The sequence below is a fragment of the Bacillus sp. 95MFCvi2.1 genome, from assembly GCF_000374965.1.
GTDB classification, from domain to species: Bacteria; Bacillota; Bacilli; order Bacillales; family Bacillaceae_G; genus Bacillus_A; species Bacillus_A pseudomycoides.
Genome location: NZ_KB895691.1, coordinates 218,040 through 243,603 on the forward strand (window position 1 = coordinate 218,040; position 25,564 = coordinate 243,603).

At 35.8% G+C, this 25,564-nt stretch carries 29 protein-coding genes; 20 read left to right on the plus strand and 9 right to left on the minus strand.

The features are described from left to right. The first annotated feature begins 53 nt into the window (after positions 1-53). The 10 genes from C568_RS0104280 to C568_RS0104325 all read left to right on the plus strand — a co-directional run bounded on the left by C568_RS0104280 (position 54) and on the right by C568_RS0104325 (position 7,953). Positions 54-572, plus strand: a complete 519-nt coding sequence (locus tag C568_RS0104280) for a ribonuclease H-like YkuK family protein (RefSeq protein WP_003199924.1) — start codon at positions 54-56, stop codon at positions 570-572. Positions 573-653: 81 nt separating this feature from the next. Next, complete coding sequence (gene abbA / locus C568_RS0104285) at positions 654-845, plus strand: antirepressor AbbA (protein ID WP_003199925.1); 192 nt, start codon at positions 654-656, stop codon at positions 843-845. A 249-nt stretch (positions 846-1,094) separates the two neighbouring features. After that, complete coding sequence (gene cbpB / locus C568_RS0104290; protein ID WP_003199926.1) at positions 1,095-1,538, plus strand: cyclic-di-AMP-binding protein CbpB; 444 nt, start codon at positions 1,095-1,097, stop codon at positions 1,536-1,538. A gap of 215 nt (positions 1,539-1,753) precedes the next feature. Continuing rightward, positions 1,754-2,611, plus strand: coding sequence for a LysR family transcriptional regulator (locus tag C568_RS0104295; RefSeq protein ID WP_003199927.1), 858 nt, complete (start codon positions 1,754-1,756; stop codon positions 2,609-2,611). Positions 2,612-2,682: 71 nt separating this feature from the next. Beyond that, complete coding sequence (dapD, locus tag C568_RS0104300; RefSeq protein WP_018780876.1) at positions 2,683-3,405, plus strand: 2,3,4,5-tetrahydropyridine-2,6-dicarboxylate N-acetyltransferase; 723 nt, start codon at positions 2,683-2,685, stop codon at positions 3,403-3,405. Between the two features lie 154 nt (positions 3,406-3,559). After that, positions 3,560-4,690, plus strand: coding sequence for an N-acetyldiaminopimelate deacetylase (locus tag C568_RS0104305; protein WP_018780877.1), 1,131 nt, complete (start codon positions 3,560-3,562; stop codon positions 4,688-4,690). Positions 4,691-4,898: 208 nt separating this feature from the next. Then, positions 4,899-5,447: a peroxiredoxin gene (locus C568_RS0104310; RefSeq protein WP_003199933.1), complete on the plus strand. Its 549-nt coding sequence runs from the start codon at positions 4,899-4,901 to the stop codon at positions 5,445-5,447. 74 nt (positions 5,448-5,521) lie between these two features. Then, complete coding sequence (locus C568_RS0104315) at positions 5,522-5,980, plus strand: TlpA disulfide reductase family protein (protein WP_003208302.1); 459 nt, start codon at positions 5,522-5,524, stop codon at positions 5,978-5,980. Between the two features lie 353 nt (positions 5,981-6,333). Further along, entirely contained in the window at positions 6,334-7,200 is an 867-nt protein-coding gene (locus C568_RS0104320) for a cytochrome d ubiquinol oxidase subunit II (protein WP_016116081.1), read from the plus strand. A gap of 87 nt (positions 7,201-7,287) precedes the next feature. Beyond that, positions 7,288-7,953 carry a potassium channel family protein gene (locus tag C568_RS0104325; protein WP_003199938.1) on the plus strand — a complete coding sequence of 222 codons (666 nt, stop codon included), beginning with the start codon at positions 7,288-7,290 and terminating at the stop codon, positions 7,951-7,953. Between the two features lie 53 nt (positions 7,954-8,006). Here C568_RS0104325 and rnjA read toward each other — a convergent pair whose 3' ends face one another. Further along, complete coding sequence (gene rnjA / locus C568_RS0104330; protein WP_003199940.1) at positions 8,007-9,674, minus strand: ribonuclease J1; 1,668 nt, start codon at positions 9,672-9,674, stop codon at positions 8,007-8,009. 3 nt (positions 9,675-9,677) lie between these two features. Continuing rightward, a complete protein-coding gene (locus C568_RS0104335; RefSeq protein WP_003199941.1) occupies positions 9,678-9,890 on the minus strand; it encodes a DNA-dependent RNA polymerase subunit epsilon in 213 nt (70 codons plus the stop codon). Between the two features lie 595 nt (positions 9,891-10,485). Between C568_RS0104335 and C568_RS0104340 the strand changes: the two genes are divergently transcribed. After that, positions 10,486-11,259, plus strand: coding sequence for a Cof-type HAD-IIB family hydrolase (locus C568_RS0104340; protein ID WP_018780878.1), 774 nt, complete (start codon positions 10,486-10,488; stop codon positions 11,257-11,259). 67 nt (positions 11,260-11,326) lie between these two features. Here the strand turns inward: C568_RS0104340 and def are convergent, their stop codons facing one another. Next, the gene (def, locus tag C568_RS0104345) at positions 11,327-11,881 is read right to left on the minus strand and encodes a peptide deformylase (RefSeq protein WP_003199945.1); all 555 of its coding nucleotides are present in this window, start codon (positions 11,879-11,881) and stop codon (positions 11,327-11,329) included. A 192-nt stretch (positions 11,882-12,073) separates the two neighbouring features. Continuing rightward, entirely contained in the window at positions 12,074-12,223 is a 150-nt protein-coding gene (locus tag C568_RS0104350; protein ID WP_018764787.1) for a YjcZ family sporulation protein, read from the minus strand. A gap of 512 nt (positions 12,224-12,735) precedes the next feature. Between C568_RS0104350 and pdhA the strand changes: the two genes are divergently transcribed. From pdhA to lpdA, 4 genes are all read left to right on the plus strand, one after another. Further along, a complete protein-coding gene (gene pdhA / locus C568_RS0104355) occupies positions 12,736-13,851 on the plus strand; it encodes a pyruvate dehydrogenase E1 component subunit alpha (protein WP_000536894.1) in 1,116 nt (371 codons plus the stop codon). A 3-nt stretch (positions 13,852-13,854) separates the two neighbouring features. Further along, the gene (gene pdhB / locus C568_RS0104360) at positions 13,855-14,832 is read left to right on the plus strand and encodes a pyruvate dehydrogenase complex E1 component subunit beta (protein ID WP_000068166.1); all 978 of its coding nucleotides are present in this window, start codon (positions 13,855-13,857) and stop codon (positions 14,830-14,832) included. 92 nt (positions 14,833-14,924) lie between these two features. Beyond that, on the plus strand, positions 14,925-16,211 hold the full coding sequence (locus C568_RS0104365; RefSeq protein ID WP_006095815.1) for a dihydrolipoamide acetyltransferase family protein: 1,287 nt from the start codon (positions 14,925-14,927) through the stop codon (positions 16,209-16,211). Between the two features lie 5 nt (positions 16,212-16,216). Continuing rightward, positions 16,217-17,629 carry a dihydrolipoyl dehydrogenase gene (lpdA, locus tag C568_RS0104370; RefSeq protein ID WP_003208305.1) on the plus strand — a complete coding sequence of 471 codons (1,413 nt, stop codon included), beginning with the start codon at positions 16,217-16,219 and terminating at the stop codon, positions 17,627-17,629. A gap of 347 nt (positions 17,630-17,976) precedes the next feature. Here lpdA and C568_RS0104375 read toward each other — a convergent pair whose 3' ends face one another. After that, positions 17,977-19,194, minus strand: coding sequence for a DHHW family protein (locus C568_RS0104375; RefSeq protein WP_018780879.1), 1,218 nt, complete (start codon positions 19,192-19,194; stop codon positions 17,977-17,979). A gap of 13 nt (positions 19,195-19,207) precedes the next feature. Then, positions 19,208-20,602: an MBOAT family O-acyltransferase gene (locus C568_RS0104380; protein WP_018780880.1), complete on the minus strand. Its 1,395-nt coding sequence runs from the start codon at positions 20,600-20,602 to the stop codon at positions 19,208-19,210. 271 nt (positions 20,603-20,873) lie between these two features. Between C568_RS0104380 and C568_RS35165 the strand changes: the two genes are divergently transcribed. Next, on the plus strand, positions 20,874-21,110 hold the full coding sequence (locus C568_RS35165; RefSeq protein WP_018780881.1) for a hypothetical protein: 237 nt from the start codon (positions 20,874-20,876) through the stop codon (positions 21,108-21,110). On the opposite strand, the gene C568_RS0104390 is transcribed toward C568_RS35165, so the two are convergent. Next, on the minus strand, positions 21,107-21,499 hold the full coding sequence (locus C568_RS0104390) for a DUF1885 family protein (protein ID WP_006095812.1): 393 nt from the start codon (positions 21,497-21,499) through the stop codon (positions 21,107-21,109). The genes C568_RS35165 and C568_RS0104390 overlap by 4 nt on opposite strands. A gap of 135 nt (positions 21,500-21,634) precedes the next feature. Between C568_RS0104390 and C568_RS0104395 the strand changes: the two genes are divergently transcribed. The 4 genes from C568_RS0104395 to C568_RS0104410 all read left to right on the plus strand — a co-directional run bounded on the left by C568_RS0104395 (position 21,635) and on the right by C568_RS0104410 (position 22,639). After that, entirely contained in the window at positions 21,635-21,931 is a 297-nt protein-coding gene (locus tag C568_RS0104395) for a DUF3055 domain-containing protein (protein WP_003199960.1), read from the plus strand. A gap of 193 nt (positions 21,932-22,124) precedes the next feature. After that, positions 22,125-22,253: a GapA-binding peptide SR1P gene (locus C568_RS0104400; RefSeq protein WP_003199961.1), complete on the plus strand. Its 129-nt coding sequence runs from the start codon at positions 22,125-22,127 to the stop codon at positions 22,251-22,253. A gap of 61 nt (positions 22,254-22,314) precedes the next feature. Beyond that, positions 22,315-22,446, plus strand: coding sequence for a GapA-binding peptide SR1P (locus C568_RS0104405; protein ID WP_006095811.1), 132 nt, complete (start codon positions 22,315-22,317; stop codon positions 22,444-22,446). A 64-nt stretch (positions 22,447-22,510) separates the two neighbouring features. Then, positions 22,511-22,639: a GapA-binding peptide SR1P gene (locus C568_RS0104410; protein ID WP_006095810.1), complete on the plus strand. Its 129-nt coding sequence runs from the start codon at positions 22,511-22,513 to the stop codon at positions 22,637-22,639. A gap of 35 nt (positions 22,640-22,674) precedes the next feature. Here C568_RS0104410 and C568_RS0104415 read toward each other — a convergent pair whose 3' ends face one another. Together C568_RS0104415 and C568_RS0104420 are read right to left on the minus strand one after the other, a co-directional pair. Then, positions 22,675-23,505 carry a protein-glutamine gamma-glutamyltransferase gene (locus C568_RS0104415; protein WP_003199676.1) on the minus strand — a complete coding sequence of 277 codons (831 nt, stop codon included), beginning with the start codon at positions 23,503-23,505 and terminating at the stop codon, positions 22,675-22,677. 75 nt (positions 23,506-23,580) lie between these two features. Then, complete coding sequence (locus tag C568_RS0104420; protein WP_018780882.1) at positions 23,581-25,053, minus strand: aminotransferase class I/II-fold pyridoxal phosphate-dependent enzyme; 1,473 nt, start codon at positions 25,051-25,053, stop codon at positions 23,581-23,583. Between the last annotated feature and the right edge of the window lie 511 nt (positions 25,054-25,564).

Below are 25,564 nucleotides of genomic sequence, written 5' to 3' on the forward strand. Positions count from 1 at the left end.
GTCCCATACAATGAGAATGCAAAAAGTCTGTCTAATCGAAGGGACGTGACTATGTGGACGGTGAGCATCCATTTTATAATGTATCAGAGAGAAATATGAATTTTGAAACGGTTTTCTCACGCATCTGTAATTTTATTAAAAGAGATCCACGCAATTTATATCGACTGTCTATTGGAACTGATTCACAAGCACATCAAAAAGATACTCGTTTTATTACGGCAGTGCACATTCATCGTGTTGGGAAAGGAGCATGGGGATGTTTAAAACATAAAGCAGTACATAAAAGACCACCTACCTTACGTGAGAAAATATATTTAGAAACACAGTTTAGTCAAGAAGTCGCCTGTTTGTTTACACCGGAACATATAAGGCGGATATGGGAGATTTTACATCCATACGCTCATGAAGGAGCTGGATTTGTAATGGAAATTCACTTGGATATAGGAAATAATGGATTAACAAAAGAATTTATTTCGGATATGACAATGAAGGTGAAGGCGATGGGGCTGACTGCAAAAATTAAACCTGATGCTTATGCAGCTTTTAGTTATGCAAATCGATATACAAAGTGAAAAACTGAATTTTTTATCTATTAAACTAAGCGAATATTTTATATAATAAATAATAAGAAAAAAGCATAAGGAGAGGAGTATATGCAGACGGAAGTTACTTTAACAAACGAAGAAAAAAGCTTGCTGTTAGATATTTTATTTCGTCAAAACTACGCTACTGAAATTCTAGCTGTTGAGCTTACAGATATTGAAATTGGTTTAAAAAAAGCTGATATTTCCCAATATAGAAGAATTACAAGGTTATTTAATCGATTAAAAAATGAAGGATACTAAGAGCTACCAGAAAGGTAGTCTTTTTTTTGTGTTCTATGGTAAAATGAACTGTGTATCATTATTTTTTGTTGTAATAAATAAGGACAAAATAATAATATGAAAACGCTATCATAAGATATGAGTAGAAATGGGAAATAAAGTGAAACTTTTAGCCGTGGATATGATTAACTTCGAACAGTAAGGTTCTTATGAATAGTCTATTGGAGATCATGTTAGCAGGAAAAAGGGAGAAAAAGTGGGGGATATAAAATGATTAGTATTCCGAAAGATGAGTTTCAACAAGTTCTTGTAAAGGATTTAATGATTTCATCAGAAAAAGTTGCACATGTTCAAATTGGAAATAGCTTAGAACATGCTTTACTTGTTCTTGTAAAGTCTGGATATTCTGCGATTCCTGTTTTAGATCCCATGTATAAATTGCATGGATTAATAAGTACTGCGATGATTTTGGATGGTATTTTAGGGTTAGAACGCATTGAATTTGAAAAGCTTGAGGATATGAAAGTGGAGAATGTAATGAAAAAGGACATTCCGAATCTTGGACTTGAAGATTCATTTGCTAAAGCGTTAGAAATGACAATTGATCATCCATTTATTTGTGCTGTAAACAATGACGGGTACTTTGAAGGAATTTTAACAAGGCGTGCTATTTTAAAATTGTTGAACAAAAAAGTAAGACAGTATAATCGATAAAGAAGGGTAAGCGACTTCGAATAAAAAAGAAGTCGCTTTTTTATCATGCGTCTCTTTTCCATTGTGTATAGGGAACAGCGTCAACAAGTATAAAAGGTTAAGTGAAATGTCAATTTATCCAAGCTTCTTGAAAATAAAAATTAAATATCGCATGTTAGAGAATAGTGCAACATATATATTGAGCTTAGATGTAAGATAAGGAAAGAGGGAGAAAGTTGCAAATTGATGATTTTCAAATGATGGTTGTTTTAGCACAGGAATCCAATATGAGAAAAGCTGCGGAGCGCTTATTCGTTTCACAACCTGCACTCAGTCAACGATTACAATCAATGGAAAAACAGTGGGGAATGAAATTTTTTATCCGTTCTCAAAAAGGCCTGACAATTACACCAGAAGGGGAAAAAGTGGCCAATTATGCGAAAGATATGTTGCAAAGGGAAGAGGCAATTAAAAGTGAATTAGCAATCTATCGTACGGAAACATATGGGACATTAAAGATAGCTGTGGCATCTGTGATTGGACAATATTGGTTACCACCTGTTTTAAAGCGGTTTGTACAAAAATATCCATTTGTTAAAATTTCCCTTTTCACGGGATGGAGTAGTGAAGTACAGAAGCAATTCTATGAAGGGGATGTTCATGTAGCTATACTACGAGGGAAACAAGAATATAAAGGGTATAAACAGCAATTATTTGAGGATGAGCTGTATTTAGTTGACACAGAAATTAAAGATATTTCTATGTTGAAAGATACAAACAGACCGTTTATACAATTTAAAAGCGATTCCACATACTATGGACAAATACAAAATTGGTGGTATAGTTTATTTTCTAATCCTCCTAAACGAACGATTGTAGTGGATCAAATTGAAACATGTAAGCAGCTCGTTTTAAATGGAATTGGTTATGCGCTGTTGCCTTCTACTGTGTTAAAAGAAGTAAGAGAAAAGACATATAAAACGCCTGTTCAATTGACTCGAGAAACGTGGTTATTGACAAGCGATTCTGCAAGGCAACTTAAGCAAGTGCAAGCATTTTTAGATATTATAGAAGAAATTCAAATGGAAAAATAAGATTATTGTCTTGCTAGTAGCTCTTTCGTTTGGTAGAGTAACATTATAAATGGATTTAGGAGGCAACAAGCATGAAAATGATGGATGCAAACGAAATTATTTCGTTTATTCAAAAAAGCGAGAAGAAAACTCCTGTAAAGGTATACATAAAAGGGGATTTAAAAGAAGTAACATTCCCTGAAACAGTACAAGCATTTGTAAATAAAAAATCTGGTGTTTTATTTGGAGAATGGTCTGAGATTAAGACAATTCTTGAAGACAATAAAAAGCACGTTGTAGATTACGTTGTTGAAAACGACCGTCGTAATTCTGCTATTCCAATGCTTGATTTAAAAGGTATTAAAGCTCGTATTGAACCAGGTGCAATTATTCGTGACCATGTTGAAATCGGTGATAATGCAGTTATTATGATGAATGCAACGATTAATATCGGTGCAGTAATCGGTGAAGCTTCAATGATTGATATGAATGCAGTGCTTGGCGGACGTGCTACAGTAGGTAAAAACTGTCACGTTGGTGCTGGGGCAGTACTTGCAGGTGTGATCGAACCACCTTCTGCAAAACCAGTTATCGTTGAAGATGACGTTGTAATTGGTGCAAATGTAGTTGTCCTAGAAGGTGTTACAGTTGGTAAAGGCGCGGTTGTTGCAGCAGGTGCAGTTGTAACGGAAGATGTACCGCCATATACAGTGGTTGCAGGAACACCAGCTCGTGTTATTAAAGAAATTGATGAGAAGACAAAAGCAAAAACAGAAATTAAACAAGAACTTCGTCAATTAAACCCAGAAAAATAAAGTACAAAAGCGTAAGGGCAAATAAGCTCTTACGCTTTTTATAAAGTGAAACTTTTACGGGCAGTTGATCACCCACCTAACTTCTTTGCTTTCGCTGAATTTTGAGTTGGAGGTCTTACTGCCCGCGAATAGCGAGATAAATGGTGGTGGAGACATGACAGTCAGTAAATTTGTACAAATTCGTAGGGATTTACATAAGATTCCGGAGTTAGGGTTTAAGGAATGGAAAACACAACAATATATTTTAGATTATATTTATACTCTTCCTAAGGAATATATTGAAGTTAAAACATGGAAAACGGGCGTAATCGTTAAAGTGAATGGCAGAAATCCAAGGAAAACGATTGGTTATCGTGCAGATATTGATGGTTTACCGATTTCAGAGGAAACTGGGTATGAATTCGCTTCTATTCATGAAGGAATGATGCATGCATGTGGTCATGATGTGCATGCTACAATCGGCTTAGGACTCTTAACAGCGGTTGTAAATGACAGGATAGATGATAACCTTGTAGTTATTTTTCAACCGGCGGAGGAAGGACCAGGTGGCGCTTTACCTATGTTAGGAAGCGAAGAACTACAAGAGTGGAAGCCTGATATCATTCTAGGTCTTCATATCGCACCAGAGTATCCAGTGGGGACAATCGCAACAAAAGAAGGATTACTATTTGCAAATACATCGGAACTATATATTGATTTAAAAGGAAAAGGTGGACATGCAGCATATCCACATACTGCGAACGATATGATCGTTGCGGCAAGTCATCTTGTTACACAGCTTCAATCGGTTGTTAGTCGTAATGTGAATCCACTTGATAGTGCGGTTATTACAATTGGTAAAATTACAGGTGGTACAGTCCAAAACATTATTGCAGAAAAGTCTCGCCTAGAAGGGACAATTCGAACACTATCAGTTGAATCGATGAAACGAGTGAAGAGCAGAATAGAAGCGATTGTCACAGGTATCGAAGCAGCATTTCAATGTGAAGCTGTTATTGATTATGGAGCAATGTATCATCAAGTATATAATCATGAAGAGTTAACGCAAGAGTTTATGATGTTTGCATCTGAGCAAACGAATATGAATGTTGTTACATGTACAGAGGCGATGACAGGAGAAGATTTCGGGTATATGCTTCGTGATATCCCAGGATTTATGTTTTGGCTTGGGGTAGACTCAGAATATGGTTTACATCATGCAAAGCTACAACCGAAAGAAGAGGCAATCGAACAAACCATTTCGTTTTTAAATCAATATGTAAAATGGAAAGGGAACAGGGGTTAAAGCCTGTTCTTTTTATGTGGAAAATTATAATTTATGATGCATTTTTTTTGTAATTCTAACACAATACTTTATAATGGTAGGTGGAGGAACAAGTTGTTAGTAAGTTATTTTATAATAATTATCAAATAAAATTGACTAAAAACTAATTCCTCTTATATAATACAAGAGTAGACAATATATGATAAAAAATTTACGGAGGTTGATACATATGGCAGAACGTATGGTAGCAAAACAAGCGCCACGCTTTGAAATGGACGCTGTTATGCCAAACAAAGAATTTGGTAAAGTAAGTCTTGAAGAGGTTATGAAACAGGACAAATGGACGGTACTTTTCTTCTATCCAATGGACTTCACTTTCGTATGTCCAACAGAAATTATCGCACTTTCTGATCGTTATGATGAGTTCGAAGATTTAGATGCAGAAGTAATTGGTGTATCTACTGATACAATTCACACTCACTTAGCTTGGATTAACACTGACCGTACGAAAAACGGTTTAGGTGAATTAAAATACCCTCTAGCTGCTGATACAAACCATGTAGTATCTCGTGACTACGGTGTATTACTTGAAGAAGAAGGTATCGCACTTCGTGGTTTATTCATCATTAGCCCAGAAGGCGAATTAATGTACCAAGTTGTACATCACAACAACATTGGCCGTGAAGTTGACGAAGTAATTCGTGTTCTTCAAGCTCTTCAAACTGGTGGACTTTGCCCAGCAAACTGGAAACCAGGTCAAGCAACTTTAAACGTTTAATTTTATTGTGAAATATAGCAGGGTCTAACAATATTTTGTTAGGCCTTTCTCTACATTCGTAAGGGGGGAAAATCATGAAATTACGTCAACCAATGCCTTCTTTAGACGGTGCAACAACAGTGTTAAATGGAGAAGTAGTACGTGAATCACTAATTGGCGAAAAGCCAACACTTATTCATTTCTGGTCAGTTAGTTGTCACTTATGTAAAGAAGCAATGCCAGATATTAATAAATTCCGTGATGAATATAAAGAGCAATTAAATGTTGTTGCAGTTCATATGCCACGTTCAGAAGAAGATTTAAATCTTGAGCAAGTGGAAGCAGTTGCAAAAGAGCACGGAATATCCCAACCGATTTTGGTGGATAACCAACACAAGATTGCCGATGCATTTGAAAATCAATATGTACCAGCGTATTATGTATTTGATAAAAATGGTGTGCTTCGTCATTTCCAAGCAGGTGGAAGTGGAATGAAAATGCTAACAAAACGAGTAAATCGTGTGTTAGATGAAGCGAAAAAAGAAGCTGAATAAGATGGGAAGCTTTCTCTTTACATGCTAGATGACTTGGAAGGAGAAGTTTCTTTTGATATGTGCAAAGCCTCCTTTTCATTAGGAGGTTTTTGTTTTATTACGCTATTCATGGGTGGTAAGAGCTCCACCTCAACATGCAGCGAAAGTAAAGAAGGTAGGTGGGGGGGAAGAAACCTCCATTGATTAAAATTTCACTTTATAAATAGTAGGATAAATGAGAAATGGGACGTGTACATACTAATTTAGAAATAAAAATCTTACTGAAGGAAATGGAACTGTATGTTTTAGTTTACTTTTTATGCGATAAATGTGTAAAATCAATGTGATATATAGAAAAAAGGGTGGGGAATCAGGTGCAGATTGGCAGTGCAATCTTGTGTTTCTTTTTATACGCATATGTTATTATTGCAGCAGTTTATTTCGGGATAAGTTTTTACGCATATCGCTTAACGAATAAACGAGGATATGAAGAAACATATAAATGGGTGAAAGGTTATTTATCACCAGTATTAGAGATTATGAATGGATTCGTTCTTTTTTTATTTATTGGTCTAATTGCCTTTTCGACAAGTCTAGTTGGAAATAAGACAACATTATTTGTAATTGGCGTCACTATTTTTATGCTTTTAGGAATTCGAATAGGAAATGCTGTGTTTTGGAATGAAAGGAAAATTGACGGATGGACAGGTATGCTGATTCCAAGTATGTTAGCAGCTATTGTTACGAATATAGAACATGAATATAATCAGTTACATTTTTGGTTAATCATCGTATTAACAATTCTTTCTGTCCTGTATATAAGTACAGCATTTTTAACGTATTGCGCAAATGAAAAAGGTGATTTTAATGGGATTCGATTTTTTCGGAGTCGAGCGTTATTTTGGAGTGTTCCCACGATGTTAGTCATTGGAATTATTGCACTTGTTGTAAATGGATATAACTTTGCAGGATGGCAAGTGTTTTTAGAGACCTGGTGGATATTTATTATTTCATTTTGTGCATTTTTAGGAGCAACTCATTATTTATTTCATCAACAGCATTATAAATGGGCGCTCTTATTTGCTTTTACACAGCTCTTATTTGCCTTTTTTGGTCAAGAAACATTATTATTTGTGTTTCAAACGTTTAGTTCGTTTGGAAATATTTTTGTTTTTGGTATGCTCATTTGTATTATTGCATTTTATTTGCAGCAGTATTTCTATATACAAAAGCAAAAATAAGTATACGTTGATTACTAGTCTTTGTGGCGAATATAAAGTATGCTACAATAAAAGTAGACAGGACTTGATGTTATTGGAGGAATTCATGTGAGTGAGAAAGAGAAAGAATTTGCTGTCATCGGACTTGGACGTTTTGGAGGCAGTATTTGTCGTGAATTAGCTCAATTAGGTATGGAAGTAATGGCAATTGATTCTGATGAAGACAAGATAAATGAATTTGCAAATATTGCTTCGCATGCAGTGATTGCAGATTCAACAGATGAAATGGTCTTAAAGAGCCTTGGAATTCGCAATTTCGATCATGTAGTTGTTGCGATTGGTGACAATTTAAATGCGAGTATTTTAACGACTCTTATTTTAAAAGAATTAGGCGTAAAAAATATTACTGTTAAGGCTCAAAATGATTATCATGAAAAAGTGTTAACTAAAATAGGGGCAGATCATATTGTCCATCCTGAACGCGATATGGGAAAACGAATTGCGAATAATATTGCTTCAAGTAACGTATTAGATTACTTAGAGCTTTCAGATGAGCATAGTATTGTAGAAATTATCGCAAATAAAAAAATTGATGGCCACTCTTTAATTGAACTAGATATTCGTGCGAAGTTTGGATTAAACATTGTGGCAATTAAGCGAGGGAAGGAAGTTATTGTTTCTCCTCGAGCTACAGAAAATATTCAATCAGGAGATATTTTAATTGTAATTGGTCATGATGATGAAGTGAATCGCTTTAAGCACTTCTTACGATAGGATATAATGTGAAATAAAAAAGGACAATGCTCGCAGCAAGCATTGTCCTTTTTTTATATTTCCATAATGATTGGTAAAATCATTGGACGGCGTTTTGTTTTTTCATACAAGAATGGTGCTAATGTATCTGTAATCTCATTTTTAATTTCAGACCATTGAGTTGTCTTTCGCTCCATTACTTTTTCTAAATGAGTAGTAATTAAAGTTTGGGCATCGTTGATTAAATCGCTACTCTCACGCATATAAACGAATCCACGAGAGATAATATCAGGTCCTGCTGCAACTTTAAATTCTTTCATATCAATGCTGACAACTACGATAACAAGTCCTTCTTCAGAAAGAATACGACGGTCGCGTAATACAATGTTACCAATATCACCAATGCCGTTTCCATCAATATAAACAGAGCCGGATGGGATTTTTCCAGCAACGTTTGCTTCATCTGAACGTAAGGCAAGAACATCACCATTGTCCATAATGAAGCAATTTTCTTCTGGAATACCACAATCGTTTGCCAATTTCATATGCATACGTTGCATGCGAAATTCACCATGAATTGGCATAAAGTATTTAGGTTTAATGAGACGTAGCATTAACTTCTGTTCTTCTTGTCCACCATGTCCACTTGTGTGAATGTTTGAAAGTTTACCATGAATAACATCAGCACCAGCACGGTATAACATATTAATTGTACGGCTTACGCTAACTGTATTCCCTGGAATTGGTGAAGAAGAGAAAACAACTGTATCACCAGGGATAATTTGAATTTGACGATGTGTACCGTTAGCAATACGAGAGAGTGCTGCCATTGGTTCCCCTTGACTACCTGTGCATAAAATAACAACTTTATTAGCTGGTAGGCGATTTAGTTGAGACGCTTCTATAAATGTATCTTTTGGACAACGAATATAACCAAGATTATGACCAATCTCAATTGCTGCTTCCATGCTTCGGCCAAATACAGCTACTTTACGATTGTTTTCAACAGCAGCTTCTACAACTTGTTGTAAACGATGAATATTGGACGCGAAGGTTGCAAAGATAATACGTCCTTCCACTTTGCGGAAAATATCTTGAATGCTATCACCGACGCGGCGTTCAGACATTGTAAAGTTAGGTACTTCACTATTGGTACTATCAGATAAGAGACAAAGGACACCGTCTTTACCGATTTCTGCCATTTTCGTTAAATCTGCTGGTTCCCCTACTGGTGTGAAATCAAATTTAAAGTCTCCCGTATGAACAATTTGCCCTTGCGGTGTTTTCACAACAACTCCATATGAATCTGGAATACTGTGCGTCGTACGGAAGAAGGAAACAGATGTCTTTTTGAATTTAATAACATCGTCTTCTTGAATTTCGTAAAGTTTTGCTTTACGAAGTAATCCGTGCTCTTCTAACTTGTTTTTAATTAAGGCGATTGCCAATTTCCCACCATAAATTGGGATGTTCACTTGGCGTAATAAATAAGGGATTCCACCGATATGATCTTCGTGACCATGTGTGATAAATAACCCTTTAATTTTATCTTCGTTTCGTACAAAATAAGTGTAATCAGGAATCACGTAATCGATTCCGAGAAGTTCGTCTTCTGGAAATTTAATTCCAGCATCAATTATAATAATTTCATCTTGAAATTGGACAGCATATGTATTTTTGCCGATTTCACCGAGTCCACCAAGAGCAAAAACGGCCGCCTGATCATTTTTTAGGAATTTCATAAATTATACGATCTCCGTTAATGTTAAATCAGCATTTTGCTTTTCGTATTCAAGATGAGCGCCAGTAACAGATTGGACAAACTCAATATTATATGCGAACTTTTGTAATTTTGTACGAACGTCTCTTTCAGATTCCGCTTCTAAATATAAAACTTTTGTATTTTCACGTACTGGAACCTCAGTCATTTTTTCTTGATAGAATACTTTAAAAATCATTGGGAAAACCTCTCCTTGTCTATGTTTTGCATTATCTGTTACCTATTATAAAGCAAATAGTCATGATTTTCATGTTTTTTCGAATGAGAATGAAGAAAAAGCCCGAAATGGGCACGATTTAAGCCATGGTCTTTTTACGGACTAAATCGTTTAAATATCGTTTTAACTTTTTCTTCAGCTTCTTCAGCATGATTACTCCTTCCTTTCCTTATTTCAAACATGCATACTTATTTTTTGTTTAGTCAGTAGTAAATCTTCATCTCTACATACTAGGAAATCATAGAAGAGAAATGAGGGAAGTGCTGTCCGGATATTCAAGGGTTTTATTGGCTCGTGCAAGATGTAATCTTATGTTACGTTTTTGGCTCTCACAGGCAGTATGCCCCCCAGTTATGAATATAGTATGAGATAGATTAGAAAAGAAAATTCATTCAAACAAACATCAACGTTCTTTTGATAGTATATGCATATTGTGCGAATAAGGTTAGGAAGTGAACGCTTTCTTCACAGATGTTTAATATGTTATACTTTTTTTTAGAATTTGAAAAGAAATAGTCAAGGTAGGAACATAGAAGGGCTAGAAAGGGTTTTGAAAATGAATGATAAAATCGTCTTTTTTGATATTGATGGAACATTACTAGATCATGATAAAAAAATTCCGCAATCTACAAGAGAAGCCGTGCGTATGTTGCAGGCAAAAGGAGTACATGTGGCAATTGCGACAGGGCGTGCGCCTTTCATGTTTGAAGATATTCGTAATGAACTTAATATTCATAATTATGTTAGTTTTAATGGCCAATATGTTGTATTTGAAGATGAGGTTATATTTAAAAATCCGCTACATTCTAATACGTTACATACATTTACAAGATTTGCAAAGCAAGAGGGATACCCGCTTGTTTATTTAGATCATAAGGATATGAAGGCAACAGTAGAATATCATGATTATGTAAAAGAAAGTTTCGGAAGTTTGGAGTTTGAACATCCAGTATATGAACCGGGTTTTTATGAAAATCGTGATATTTATCAAACGCTTCTTTTTTGCCAAGCAGGTGAAGAAGAAAAGTTTCTTCATGATTATCCAGATTTTCACTTTATTCGTTGGCATGCATATTCGATGGACATTATCCCAAATGGTGGTTCAAAAGCAAAGGGAATTGAAAAGTTTATTGAGAAATTAGGATTTAAACGTGAACAGGTCTATGCTTTTGGAGATGGGTTAAATGATTTAGAGATGATTGAAGCGGTAGGAACAGGTATTGTGATGGGGAATGGTCATGAGGATTTGAAAAAACTTGCTAATTATGTGACGAAAGATGTTAGTGAAGATGGGATTCTTCACGGCTTACAGTGGGCTCATTTATTGTAACAAAAGAGTATGGGAACCATTTCATTATAAAAAAAGCAGGAGCTAAAGCTTCTGCTTTTTTGTTATTTTATCTTTCGAATGGTTTTGCATCATCAGGGGATGCAAAAGGGTTTTCTTGATTAATGTGGTCATAGAACATTACGCCGTTTAAATGATCAATTTCATGTTGAAATACAATCGCTGGTAACCCTTTTAAACGTAATTTTACTTCTTCACCATCGATAGTAGTCGCTTTAACTGTGATTCGTGTGTAACGCGGAACGTAGCCGGGAACTTCACGATCTACAGATAGGCACCCTTCGCCGCCCGATAAGTATGTACGTTCAACGGAGTGACTAATAATTTTTGGATTGAATAAAGCATAGCTGTATAATGTCTCATTTGTATCAGTAACATGAACAGCAATCATTCTTTTTGAAATGCCAATTTGTGGTGCAGCAATCCCGATTCCTGGACGTAAATTATATTTTTCAACCATTTCAGGGTGTTGACTGTTTATTACAAGTTCGATCATTTCTTTAAGAGTACGTATATCTTCTTCACTTGCTGGCAGAGGTACTTCTTCTGCTACTGCTCGTAGAATGGGATTTCCTTCACGAATTACATCATTCATTGTAAGCATTCACAATCTCTCCTTTCTCCTTTAGTCTACCAAAGGAGCCGAAAAAAGTCATGATAAAGTACATAGCCTCTATATATAATTGGAGAGAATTAAGAGTATGCCGGGTGCGGCACTTTCTTCATCAGAGTTCGTTTAGTAAAAAGAAAAGACGGCATAGCCGCCTGTTTCTTTCTATAGTTGTTTTGTTTTACATTAACGAATGCAAGCAGCACCAACGATAATTAAAAGGATAAACAATACAACGATTAAGGCAAAGCCGCGTCCGGATCCTCCTCCGCAAGAACCTCCATAGCCATAGGAAGGATATGAACAAGTTGGATAGCAATATGTGTATCCGTACATGAGATGACCTCCTTTATCATTTCCCGCTAACACTGCGGTTATTATAATGTATGGGAGAGTGATTAGGAGTGTATAGACATTCGCCTAGAAAAGGAAGAAGCGATTGCATATTTTTGTTGTAAAGAGAGAAAAACTAAGAAGAATTAATCGTTTACATATTATTCTACGATGAAAAGATGGTTAAAAAGGGAATAATATAACAGTAGGTTATTGCTTACTAATACAGATGTGAAAATGAAAACACCTATGTACAGTGGAAACCTCAATGTTATTCATAAAAAAAACGTAACCAAAGTAATTGACATCGTGATTAGAATAGTTGTAAACTAAAAAACGTGATCAAGATTGTATTAATATGTTTCTGAAAAAACATTAGTACAGATTGTTAGGTACACAAAATTATTCTCAACCGGCGAGGTTTCCTGTCGGTTTACATGGTTGCGTTTTCTTTCTAGCTAGTTGCTAGTGAAAGCGTTTCAGAATATGGTTCAAGAGAGGAAGAGGTGAACGGAATGGGTACTAAAACAAAAAAGACCCTATTTAATGTTGATGAGCAAATGAAAGCTATCGCAGCTCAATTTGAAACATTACAAATTTTAAATGAAAAAGGCGAAGTTGTGAATGAAGCAGCAATGCCCGAATTAACTGATGATCAATTAAAAGAATTAATGCGCCGTATGGTGTATACTCGCGTACTAGATCAACGTTCTATTTCTTTAAACCGTCAAGGACGTTTAGGTTTCTACGCACCAACAGCTGGACAAGAAGCTTCTCAATTAGCAAGTCATTTCGCACTTGAAGCAGAAGACTTCATCTTACCAGGATATCGTGACGTTCCACAATTAGTATGGCATGGTTTACCATTATACCAAGCATTCTTATTCTCTCGTGGACACTTCATGGGTAACCAAATGCCTGAAAATGTAAATGCACTTGCTCCACAAATCATCATCGGTGCGCAAATTATCCAAACTGCTGGTGTTGCGTTAGGTATGAAATTACGTGGTAAAAAATCTGTTGCAATTACTTACACAGGTGACGGCGGTGCTTCTCAAGGTGACTTCTACGAAGGTATGAACTTTGCAGGTGCATTCAAAGCTCCAGCAATCTTCGTTGTTCAAAACAACCGTTATGCAATTTCTACTCCAGTAGAAAAACAATCTGCAGCAAAAACTGTAGCGCAAAAAGCAGTAGCAGCAGGTATTTACGGAATTCAAGTAGACGGTATGGACCCATTAGCTGTATACGCAGCAACTGCTTTTGCTCGTGAGCGCGCAGTAAATGGCGAAGGTCCTACTTTAATCGAGACTTTAACATTCCGTTATGGTCCACATACAATGGCTGGTGATGACCCAACTCGTTACCGTACAAAAGATATCGAAAACGAATGGGAACAAAAAGATCCAATCGTACGCTTCCGTGCATTCTTAGAAAACAAAGGCCTATGGTCTCAAGAAGTAGAAGAAAAGGTAATCGAAGAAGCTAAAGAAGATATCAAACAAGCAATTGCTAAGGCTGACCAAGCTCCAAAACAAAAAGTTACTGATTTAATGGAAATCATGTACGAAAAAATGCCTTACAACTTAGCTGAACAGTATGAAATTTACAAAGAAAAGGAGTCGAAGTAAGCCATGGCTCAAATGACAATGATTCAAGCAATCACTGATGCTTTACGCGTTGAAATGAAAAATGACCCTAACGTACTTGTGTTTGGTGAAGACGTTGGTGTAAACGGCGGTGTATTCCGTGCTACTGAAGGTTTACAAGCTGAATTCGGTGAAGACCGTGTAATGGATACTCCACTTGCAGAGTCTGGTATTGGTGGACTTGCAGTTGGACTTGCACTTGAAGGATTCCGTCCAGTTCCAGAAATCCAATTCTTTGGTTTCGTTTATGAAGTAATGGATTCAATTTCTGGTCAATTAGCTCGTATGCGTTACCGTTCTGGTGGACGTTGGACTGCTCCAGTAACAGTTCGTTCTCCATTCGGTGGTGGTGTTCATACTCCTGAACTACATGCTGATAGCTTAGAAGGATTAGTGGCTCAACAACCTGGCCTAAAAGTTGTTATTCCATCTACTCCATACGATGCAAAAGGTCTTTTAATCTCTGCGATTCGTGACAACGATCCAGTTATCTACTTAGAGCATATGAAATTGTACCGTTCATTCCGTCAAGATGTACCAGAAGGCGAATACACAATTGATTTAGGTAAAGCTGATATCAAACGTGAAGGTACAGATGTATCTGTTATCGCTTACGGTGCTATGGTTCACGCTGCATTAAAAGCTGCTGAAGAACTTGAAAAAGAAGGTATCTCTTTAGAGGTTGTTGACTTACGTACAGTTCAACCATTAGATATCGAAACAATCATTGCTTCTGTTGAAAAAACAGGCCGCGTAGTTGTTGTTCAAGAAGCTCAAAAACAAGCTGGTATTGCAGCAAACGTTGTAGCGGAAATTAACGACCGTGCAATCTTAAACTTAGAAGCTCCAGTTGTACGTGTTGCAGCTGCTGATACAGTATTCCCATTCTCTCAAGCTGAGAGCGTATGGTTACCAAACCATAAAGATATTGTTGAAGCTGTTAACAAAGTAATGAACTTCTAATTTTAGTTTTTCATGTGCAAAAGAAATCAGCACATGCTGATTTCTTTTGTGCTTATTCCATAATAATGATATGAATCAGGGGGCTGAATTCCGTGGCATTTGAATTTAAACTACCAGATATCGGTGAAGGTATCCACGAAGGTGAAATCGTAAAATGGTTTATTAAACCAGGCGATGAAGTAAACGAAGACGACGTACTTCTTGAAGTACAAAATGATAAAGCAGTTGTAGAGATCCCTTCTCCAGTTAAAGGTAAAGTACTTGAAGTACTTGTAGAAGAAGGTACAGTTGCAGTAGTAGGAGATACTTTAATTAAGTTTGATGCTCCTGGATACGAAAACCTTAAATTTAAAGGTGACGACCATGACGATGCTCCAAAAGCAGAGGAAGCAAAAGCAGAAGCTCCAGTAGCAGCTACTTCAGCTCCAGCAGAAGCTGAAGAAGTAGTAAACGAGCGCGTAATTGCTATGCCATCTGTACGTAAGTACGCTCGTGAAAAAGGTGTAGACATTCATAAAGTAGCTGGCACTGGTAAAAATGGCCGCGTTGTAAAAGCTGACATCGATGCATTTGCAAATGGTGGACAAGCAGTAGCAGCAACTGAAGCTCCAGTAGCAGAAGCTCCAGCAGCAGCGAAAGAAGAAGCACCAAAAGCACAACCAATCCCAGCTGGTGAATACCCAGAAACTCGTGAGAAAATGAGCGGTATCCGTAAAGCAATTGCGAAAGCAATGGTTAACTCTAAACACACAGCTCCTCACGTAACATTAATGGACGAAGTAGATGTAACAGAACTTGTTGCTCACCGTAAAAAGTTCAAAGCTGTTGCAGCTGACAAAGGTATTAAATTAACTTACCTTCCATACGTTGTAAAAGCTTTAACATCTGCATTACGTGAATACCCAATGTTGAACACTTCTTTAGATGATGCATCTTCAGAAATCGTTCATAAACATTACTTCAACATCGGTATCGCAGCTGATACAGACAAAGGTCTATTGGTACCAGTTGTTAAAGATACAGATCGTAAATCTATCTTCACAATCTCTAACGAGATCAATGAGCTTGCTGGTAAAGCACGTGACGGTCGTCTAGCTCCAGCAGAAATGAAAGGTGCTTCTTGCACAATCACAAACATTGGTTCTGCAGGTGGACAATGGTTCACTCCAGTTATTAATCACCCGGAAGTAGCAATCCTTGGTATTGGCCGTATCGCTGAGAAACCAGTTGTGAAAAACGGTGAAATCGTTGCAGCTCCAGTATTAGCATTATCTCTAAGCTTTGACCATCGTTTAATTGACGGCGCAACTGCTCAAAAAGCATTAAACCAAATTAAACGTTTATTGAACGACCCACAATTATTAGTAATGGAGGCGTAATAACAATGGTAGTAGGAGATTTCCCAATTGAATTAGATACAGTCGTTGTTGGTGCAGGTCCTGGTGGATATGTTGCAGCAATTCGTGCAGCACAATTAGGTCAAAAGGTAGCAATTATTGAAAAAGCTAACCTTGGTGGCGTATGCTTAAACGTTGGATGTATTCCTTCTAAAGCATTAATCAATGCAGGTCATCGTTATGAGAATGCAAAACATTCTGATGACATGGGTATCATTGCTGAGAACGTAACAGTTGACTTCACAAAAGTTCAAGAATGGAAAAACGGCGTAGTTAAGAAATTAACTGGCGGTGTTGAAGGCCTTCTTAAAGGTAACAAAGTTGAAATCATTCGCGGTGAGGCTTACTTCGTAGATGCTAACACATTACGTGTAATGACTGAAGATGCAGCTCAAACTTATACGTTTAAAAATGCTGTTCTTGCAACTGGTTCTACACCAATCGAAATTCCTGGATTCAAATACTCTAAACGTGTTATCAACTCTACAGGTGCTTTAAGCTTACCTGAAATTCCTAAAAAACTTGTTGTAATCGGCGGCGGTTACATCGGTATGGAATTAGGAACTGCATATGCTAACTTCGGTACTGAAGTTACTGTAGTAGAAGCTGGCGATGAAATTTTAGCTGGTTTCGAAAAAGCAATGAGCACAGTTGTTAAACGTGCTCTTCAGAAAAAAGGTAACGTAAACATCCATACAAAAGCTATGGCTAAAGGCGTTGAAGAAACTGAAAACGGCGTAAAAGTTAGCTTCGAAGTTAAAGGCGAAGTACAAACTGTAGAAGCAGATTATGTATTAGTAACTGTAGGTCGTCGTCCAAACACTCAAGAAATCGGTCTTGAGCAAGTTGGAGTTAAAATGACTGACCGCGGTATCATCGAAATCGATGAGCAATGCCGTACAAACGTACCAAACATCTATGCAATCGGTGATATCGTTCCTGGACCACCATTAGCTCACAAAGCTTCTTACGAAGGTAAAGTAGCTGTGGAAGCAATTAGTGGACATGCATCAGCTATCGATTACATCGGAATTCCTGCAGTATGCTTCACTGATCCAGAATTAGCATCTGTTGGTTACACTAAGAAACAAGCTCAAGAAGCTGGAATGGAAGTAGCGGTTTCTAAATTCCCATTCGCTGCAAACGGCCGTGCATTATCATTAAACAGCACAGACGGTTTCGTACAACTTGTAACTCGTAAAGAAGATGGTCTTCTTGTAGGTGCGCAAGTTGCAGGTGCAGGCGCTTCTGATATTATCTCTGAGATTGGTTTAGCTATCGAAGCTGGAATGACAGCAGAAGATATCGCTCAAACAATCCATGCTCACCCAACATTAGGTGAAATCACAATGGAAGCAGCGGAAGTTGCTCTTGGAATGCCAATTCACATTGTAAAATAATATGAAGTAGATAAAAAACCACTTTCTAGATATTAGAAGGTGGTTTTTTATTTTTTATGTTAGGTAAGCTTTTTTAATCTCAATGCTGGAAGGAAATAAAGTTATTAGGATGAGATAGAGGATTGAATTGGAGGAAAGAATAATATTATTAATAGAAGTTACATTTTATCTTCCCATTCGTAGATAGTAGTGTAGTAACCCACATTTAATGAAAGCAAAGAAGCTGTCAAGATAAGTGATCTATAAAATCTAAGTTCTCGAGGACTGAATAAAATTTCAGTGTATTATAGAAAAAATAAAAACAACAAATAAGAGGTGATTCTTCGTCACCTCTTATTTGCTATTTTTTATTGTTCATTTTTAAATTGGTACATTTCTGGGCTTATACTAGAGTCATTATACAGGAATAGTATGACATCAGGATTTAATTCTTTTAGATCTTTTATTATATTTTTACTAGCTGCAAATCGTGGATCGATAAATGTTATTTGTTCAAAATGCTGAGCAAATAAGGGATATGTTGCATCAGCATAAGAATCTTTGATAACTACAGCATGTAATTTGTTTTTTGCTTGTGAATTTAAGATATTAATTTGTGCATAGTCATTTTGATAGACCATTGCATAAGTTGGTGCGGGTTGTTTTTTATCTATTGCAAAGAACTCTTTCATTGGTACTTTAGTTGCTTGCTCAGATACAGGCCCGATATATACGGTATAATCATCCCATGCATTTGGATCTTGTTTTAATTGTACATATGGGATTTGTTCAGGAGTTTTTATTAAATTGTACAGTTGTTTATTCCAACTTCCAATAAAATCTCCATTAGGTTTTTCAGTAATGAATTTATAATTATCTCGATTTACTTTATCATCTTTATATATCTTTGAGTGATCAGATATATAATTCATTGCATATTCATATCCATAAAACGCACCTTTCATATTCCAATGATGGTCTGTTTTAAAGTATAAACTTTCTAACTGTTCACGGCTAAACTCTTTTTGGAAGAATGGCAGAACATCGATAACAGGAAAGTTTATATTATTTAATGCTTGTACAAGGTAATCGCGATGTTTTTGGTCATATCCACGATCTACGTATGGTGGATATCTATATGAAAATGTCGTTAGTTTACTTGGTGCTAACATAAAATAAAACTCAGTTTTTGGAAACTGATTTCTTAAATTATCTAATTCATTTACAGATTGCTTCATTTGTTCACGTTCGTCAGTTTTTGTTGGTTCAGATAAAATAAAACCATCGTTTGCAACATATTTTTGATTTATAAATGTTCGGTTGAAGTGCATTTGTAAATTTGTATATGTTTTAATAAAGAAATCTCGAACTGCAATATGATCTGTAAAGTGTAACTCGGTATCTTTGAAGTATTTTCCTGATTTTAAACCATCTTTAGTTAAGACAGGATCAATAGCTAGATCCCTATTTTCAAAATTAGAAAAGGTTTTTTTATCCAAGTAAATAATTTTTCCAGTCCATATACACATTCCGAAAATAACAATTAAAAATCCTGTAATTAATATACGGTTGTTTAAATTTTTCATAGCTACCCCTCCTTTAAAAGCGGAAGTAAATAAATGGATTATACGTTGCATTTGTTAAATACATCATAACGATTATTAGCACACTTAAATAATAAAGTGGAGATAAAATTACTATCTTTTTTGTTGAAAGCATAGTTTTCAGCCAAGAAAAAATTGGAGCTGAAGTAACAATTGCCAGGAGAAAAATTCCCCAATAGTTCATGACATAGAAGTAACTCTTAATGTCTGTTAATGGTCCATTTATTCCAAACATTGTTTGGAGAAATTCAAAACAGTAAGCAAAATTATCAGCTCGGAAGAAAACCCATCCAATGATTACTAAAAACATAACGTATACATGTTGGACCGGGCGCCACATATTTTGTAACACTTTCTCAAAACCGGCTTTTTCTAAAGCAATGAGACATCCGTAATAAATTCCCCAAATCATAAATGTCCAACTAGCTCCATGCCAAAAACCTGTTAGTGCCCATACGATAAAAAGATTACGATAGACTTTCCAGCTGGATACTCGGTTTCCTCCAAGTGGAATATAGACATAATCGCGGAACCACGAACCAAGTGAAATGTGCCAACGACGCCAAAATTCAGAAATAGATTTTGAAATATATGGATAATTGAAATTCTCTAGAAAATCAAATCCAAACATTTTTCCTAATCCAATTGCCATATCACTATACCCAGAAAAATCAAAATAGATTTGTAGTGTATAAGCGATAGCACCAATCCAAGCGGTAGAAACACTCATGGTTGCTGGATCCATGGCGAAAATTTCATCGGCAATAGCGCCTAATTGATTAGCGATTAACACTTTTTTTCCTAATCCGATGATAAAACGTCGAACTCCTTCAGAGAATTTATCGGCATCAACTGTTCGGGTATGTAGTTGATGAGAAATTGTGTTATAACGAACGATTGGCCCAGCAACTAATTGAGGGAAAACAGTAAAGTACAATGCGAGATCAAAAATATTACGCTGAGCATCTACTTTCTTCTTATATATATCAATGATATAACTCATAGCGTGGAAAGTAAAAAAGGAAATACCAATCGGCAATGGAATCTTTTCTAATACAAAGTTTGTATGAAACATTGTATTTATATTATCGATTAAGAAATTAGCATATTTAAAATAACCTAAAATAGCTGTGTTTATAATAATAGCTAAAGTTAAGAGCGTTTTTCTACTAAGTATAGTTGCTCTTTCTTTGGCAAGCCAAATACCAAACCAATAGTTTATAAAAATAGAAAAGAGCATGAGAAATACATATATTGGTTCTCCCCACGCATAAAATAATAAGCTAAATAATAGAAGAACAATATTTTGCAATTCTTTGCGAACAGTGTAATATACAAATAACACTGCAGGTAAAAACAAACATAAGAATAAGAGGTTACTAAATACCATTTATGTTAAGTCCTTTCTGTAAGTTTATAGGCAGTCAGTAAAATATTATATCACAATTATAGAAATATAAAGAGTTTAATCTTGCTATAATTATCTGTTTAATGGAAGTTCTTTGCTCTCATATGTAAAATCTTTTTTAAAAGAAGAAGCATCCTAGCTGTCCTTTATATTTGGGACAGCTAGGATGCTTCTTACGTATATTATGTAATGATTTTTTTGAAATGCCCATATATATTGTAATAAACTAGGACATATGAAAGGGGGCAACGACTTGAAAATATCAATTGTTTCGATCTTTCATTTTATTATATGGGGCGGGTTTTCATTAGTGTTATTATTATCAAATCGTGATAAAGCACATTACAAAGTATTACTTTTTTTTATATTTTTTTATTTAGCTTATGTTATTGCACATTTTATGTTGCACTCCAGAAAAGAGGCAGTTTGTTGCACCATTGGAAATAGTATGTTCTTTTTTTTCATTAAATATCTCTTTTTCACAGGTTAGCGTTTATAAAAATACATTGTTCTTCCATTAAATAACCTTAATTCACCTTCTAATTTCTTGGCTAAAAAACGGCAGAATTCATTCGCTTTTCCTTTATCTCCAAATGTGGCAGTAGAAGGTAAGGAGATTTGAACGAAAGCTTGCTCGTTTTCTATTCCAACCCCCACATAAATAGAATTATATCGATCATGACTAGATTTTAGCTCAAGTGTAGTATCAGACGTATCAAGTATTTCGTATGGAAATGCCACGTTAGTATATGCATAGCTAACTTGCACACCGGTTTGGGAAGTAATTTCTTTATAATAACGAAAAAGTTGTTTTACATCTTCTAATGAGATAGCTTGTTGTTTAGATTTAGGTACAAGTTTAATAAATGCATGTTGCATAAAGATTTTCCTCCTGACGTAATATATATATTTATTTTAACACTGTTGTAAATTTTTTGACAATTAAAAAGGGATCATTCCTCGTTTTGTTTAATATATACAAGTAGAAAGTGTTGTGAAGAAAGGAGGGAGTAAATGTTTGAAAAATTGTATGATGAGCATGAAAGTGTGAAGGTACGATTTCTAGGATTTATGACACATGAGAACCGTTATGACTTTGGGGTCATTTATACAAATATGTTTTTTGGGAAACCTCTTGTCGTGTGCATGCAAACAGGGAGAGCAACTCTACTAGGACAAGATGATGTAGATAATGTTCAACATTTACAACAGGTCTTTAAATTACAATCGGAGGAGGAGGCGGATGATTTAGCACAGTTCTTTAAGTTTCTTGTACCACCTACTTCTTTACATGCTGAATATGAAGAATAAACAAAAGGGAACAGTCGTACTTATTAAGATATGACTGTTTTTTTGTTATTGTCTCATACTAATGTGAAATAAAATTTTTAATGTGTTATACTAAAAACCTATTGACGTAAAAAGTATAACATATTAAAATGAAGACAGAAAGTTAAGCGGTTACAAAAGTTTTTGGGATTATAAACTTAGGGGGAAATAAAAAATGGGAACAATCGTATGTCAAGATTGTGAAAGTACAATTGCACACTTCGAGGATGAGAAAGTAACGGTACTTTACGGGAAATGTGAATTTTGCGGATGTGATCACAAGGAGCATACAAAAGCCCAATAATATATAGGAATCTTGCAGCTGAAAAAGTTTTTAGGACCATAAACTTAGGGGGAAATGAAAAATGGGAACAATCGTATGTCAAGTTTGTGAAGGAACAATTGCACACTTTGAAGATGAAAAAACAACAGTACTTTATGGGAAATGTGGATCTCATTGTGAATGTGATCATAAAGAACATACAAAAGCCCAGTAATATATAGGAAGTTTATGAATATAAAGATTTGAAACTATAAATGAAACTCAGGGGGAAATAAAAAATGGGAACAATTGTATGTCAAGCTTGTGAAGGAACAATCGCACACTTTGAAGATGAAAAAACAACAGTACTTTACGGGAAATGTGGATCTTGCGGATGTGATCACAAGGAGCATACAAAAGCCCAATAATTAAAAAGGCGCCTGCACATCTGCAGACGCCTTTTTTAATAGATTGTAGTTGTATGACCAACCGTTGCAACAATTGCATCGTCCCTGATGGGAATAAATTTGAGTGTTGTTTGTAGATTATTAACAGAAGTATGTTGACTCATAAGACGGCTATCTATTCGTGTAATAAAATCTGTTAAATATGCTGAGATAAAGGCATAAGGAATTCTTCGTTCATTTAATAAATAAATGATTTGTTCTTTTGTTTGTACTCCTACACCGTGCCCATAAAAAAAGAAATTGCCTAAATAAATGGCATTCTCTCCTTGCCACTCAACCGAAGCTGGATTTACTTGTGGGTTTTTAAAGTAAACAAGATCGCCAGGAACGATATCCCCACCGGTTTTTGTCACCAGTTTTAAATCTTGATCATAATCCCATGTATATAGTAGAAGGTTTGCGAATAAGTGATTAAAGATTTGGTCATCATATAGAGCTAAAAGTGCTTTGTAAAAAATAATAATCATTGCTGTTGCACATTCTGTTCCGTATTTTTTTCCGTTTTTAAAAATATCTCGTATCGCGACGGAGGGTGGTACATTTGGGAGTAGTTGAAACCCTCCCAGTGGTGTCCTTTGCCAAAATTCAGGGTTACAATAGGACTCTTGGAATGTACGGAATTGAAGTCCGCTTTGAAAGAGTTCTAAGGCAGATGTAATAATATGAATTCGCAAATTTAGATCGAAAATGAGTTCATCAGCCGTTCGGAATGCATATACTTCTTGATTTCCAGCCATAATGGCTAATATTTGTTGTTTCTCAGTAGCGAACGGTTCGTTTTCACTCGTGATATAAGGATGTACAATAGAACGACCAATCACAATCATAGCTGTATCCCCACCTATACGTTACATTCTTTAGTATGGTATGAGTAAAAGAAAAAATGGTGAAAAAAAAGCCTATCAAATGATAGGCTTATATTCTTTAATAACGCGTAATGTTTGTAATGTCATGTCTTCGGGACCTTGTACTGGCAGACCCGCTTCTAAATTTTTGTGAATGTAATCTAAGTTTTCTTGTGTAATAATTTCACCTGGAGTAAAGATTGGAATCCCTGGTGGATAAACCATTACAAAATCAGCTATAATGCGGCCAGCAGCATTTTCAAATGGGATGACCTCTGTCTCTGAATAAAAAGCATCTCGAGGAGAGAGGGCAAGTACAGGGATTTCTGGAATTTCAACTTGTACTTGAACACCTTTGTCCGCTCTATCTTTAAATGTAGTTGCTAGTTTTTGTAAGGCCTGGATGAGAAGGTTGGTTTCATCCTCTGTATCCCCTAATGTAACGAGGCATAGAATGTTATATAAGTCCGAAAGCTCGACTTCAATGTTGTAATGTTCTCTTAACCATAATTCTGCCTCATGACCTGTAATACCTAAATTTTTGACAGATACAATCAGTTTTGTTGGATCATAACTAAATGTTGCATCCGTACCTAACATTTCTTTACCAGGGCAGTATAGGTTTTCAATCTTATTTACAGTATTGCGGACATGTTCAGCTAACTGAATTGTTTTTGTGATTAATTCTTGTCCTTCAGTCGCAAGGCGTTTTCTGGCAACATCTAAAGAAGCCAATAGAATATAAGAAGTTGATGTTGTTGTAAGCATGCTAATAATAGATTGGACATGTTTTACATTCACAAGACCTTCTTTTACATTTAAAATAGAACTTTGTGTTAAGGATCCTCCTAATTTATGGACACTTGTTGCTGCCATATCTGCACCAGCTTGCATGGCTGACATCGGTAGTTCCTCATGAAAATGAATATGAACACCGTGAGCTTCATCTACTAATACAGGTATATCGTAGGAATGAGCTAATTTTACAATTTGTTGTAAGTCTGCAGCAAATCCGAAATACGTTGGGTTAATAACAAGTAATCCTTTTGCATCTGAATGCTCCTCAAGTGCTTTTTTTACAGATTGAATCGTAATCCCGTGTGAAATACCGAGCTTCGGATCAATTTCAGGATGAATGAAAATTGGTTTTGCACCTGAGAAAATAATGGCTGACATTACAGATTTATGAACGTTTCGTGGTACAAGGATTTTATCACCTGGGCCACAAACGCTCATCACCATTGTCATAATTGCACCGCTTGTTCCCTGGACGGAAAAGAAAGTATGATCTGCACCGAACGCAGTCGCTGCTAAGTCTTGAGCCTCTTTAATCATACCTTTTGGATGATGTAAATCATCGAGCGGCGCGATATTAATTAAATCAATTGCTAATGCGTTATGCCCAATAAATTCGCGAAACATAGGATCCATTCCTTGTCCTTTTTTATGACCTGGGATATGGAATTGAATTGGATTTCGCTTACTGTGCTCTACTAAAGCGGTAAACAATGGTGTTTTGTATTGGGACAATCTATACACCCCTTCTTCTTTGTAATATTTATTATGAATTGTTTTATGTTTATCTTGTTCAATAAGAAAGTTATTTCCCCTGTATAGTTATATAACCGTCTATAAGAACTTGAATTGTTCTACTTACCATTCAAAAGTTTTGTCATGGAAGCTTCACTTTATTTTCAATAAAACAAAAGCATTATATCACCAATGATTATATATGTATAGGTAAAATTATTATTTTTATTATATGCATAATTAGTAGTAAGTTTATTCTTTTATTCGTAGGTAGGAAGCTCTTGGCCCAAGGTTCAGAGAAAACGAAGAGATACGTCGAATCCTACAGATAGAGTTATATTTCATCCTATTAGTTGCAGTCAATAATATCTACCTCTTAAAAATCAGTGAAAGCAAAGAAATTAGGTGGGGGATAGAATGTACGTAAAAGCCCGATTGATCAGGGCTCATAATTAGTGAAGAATGCGAAAGAAATGATTGGAATTTCACTTTATCAGTGGTTCAGTTTCAA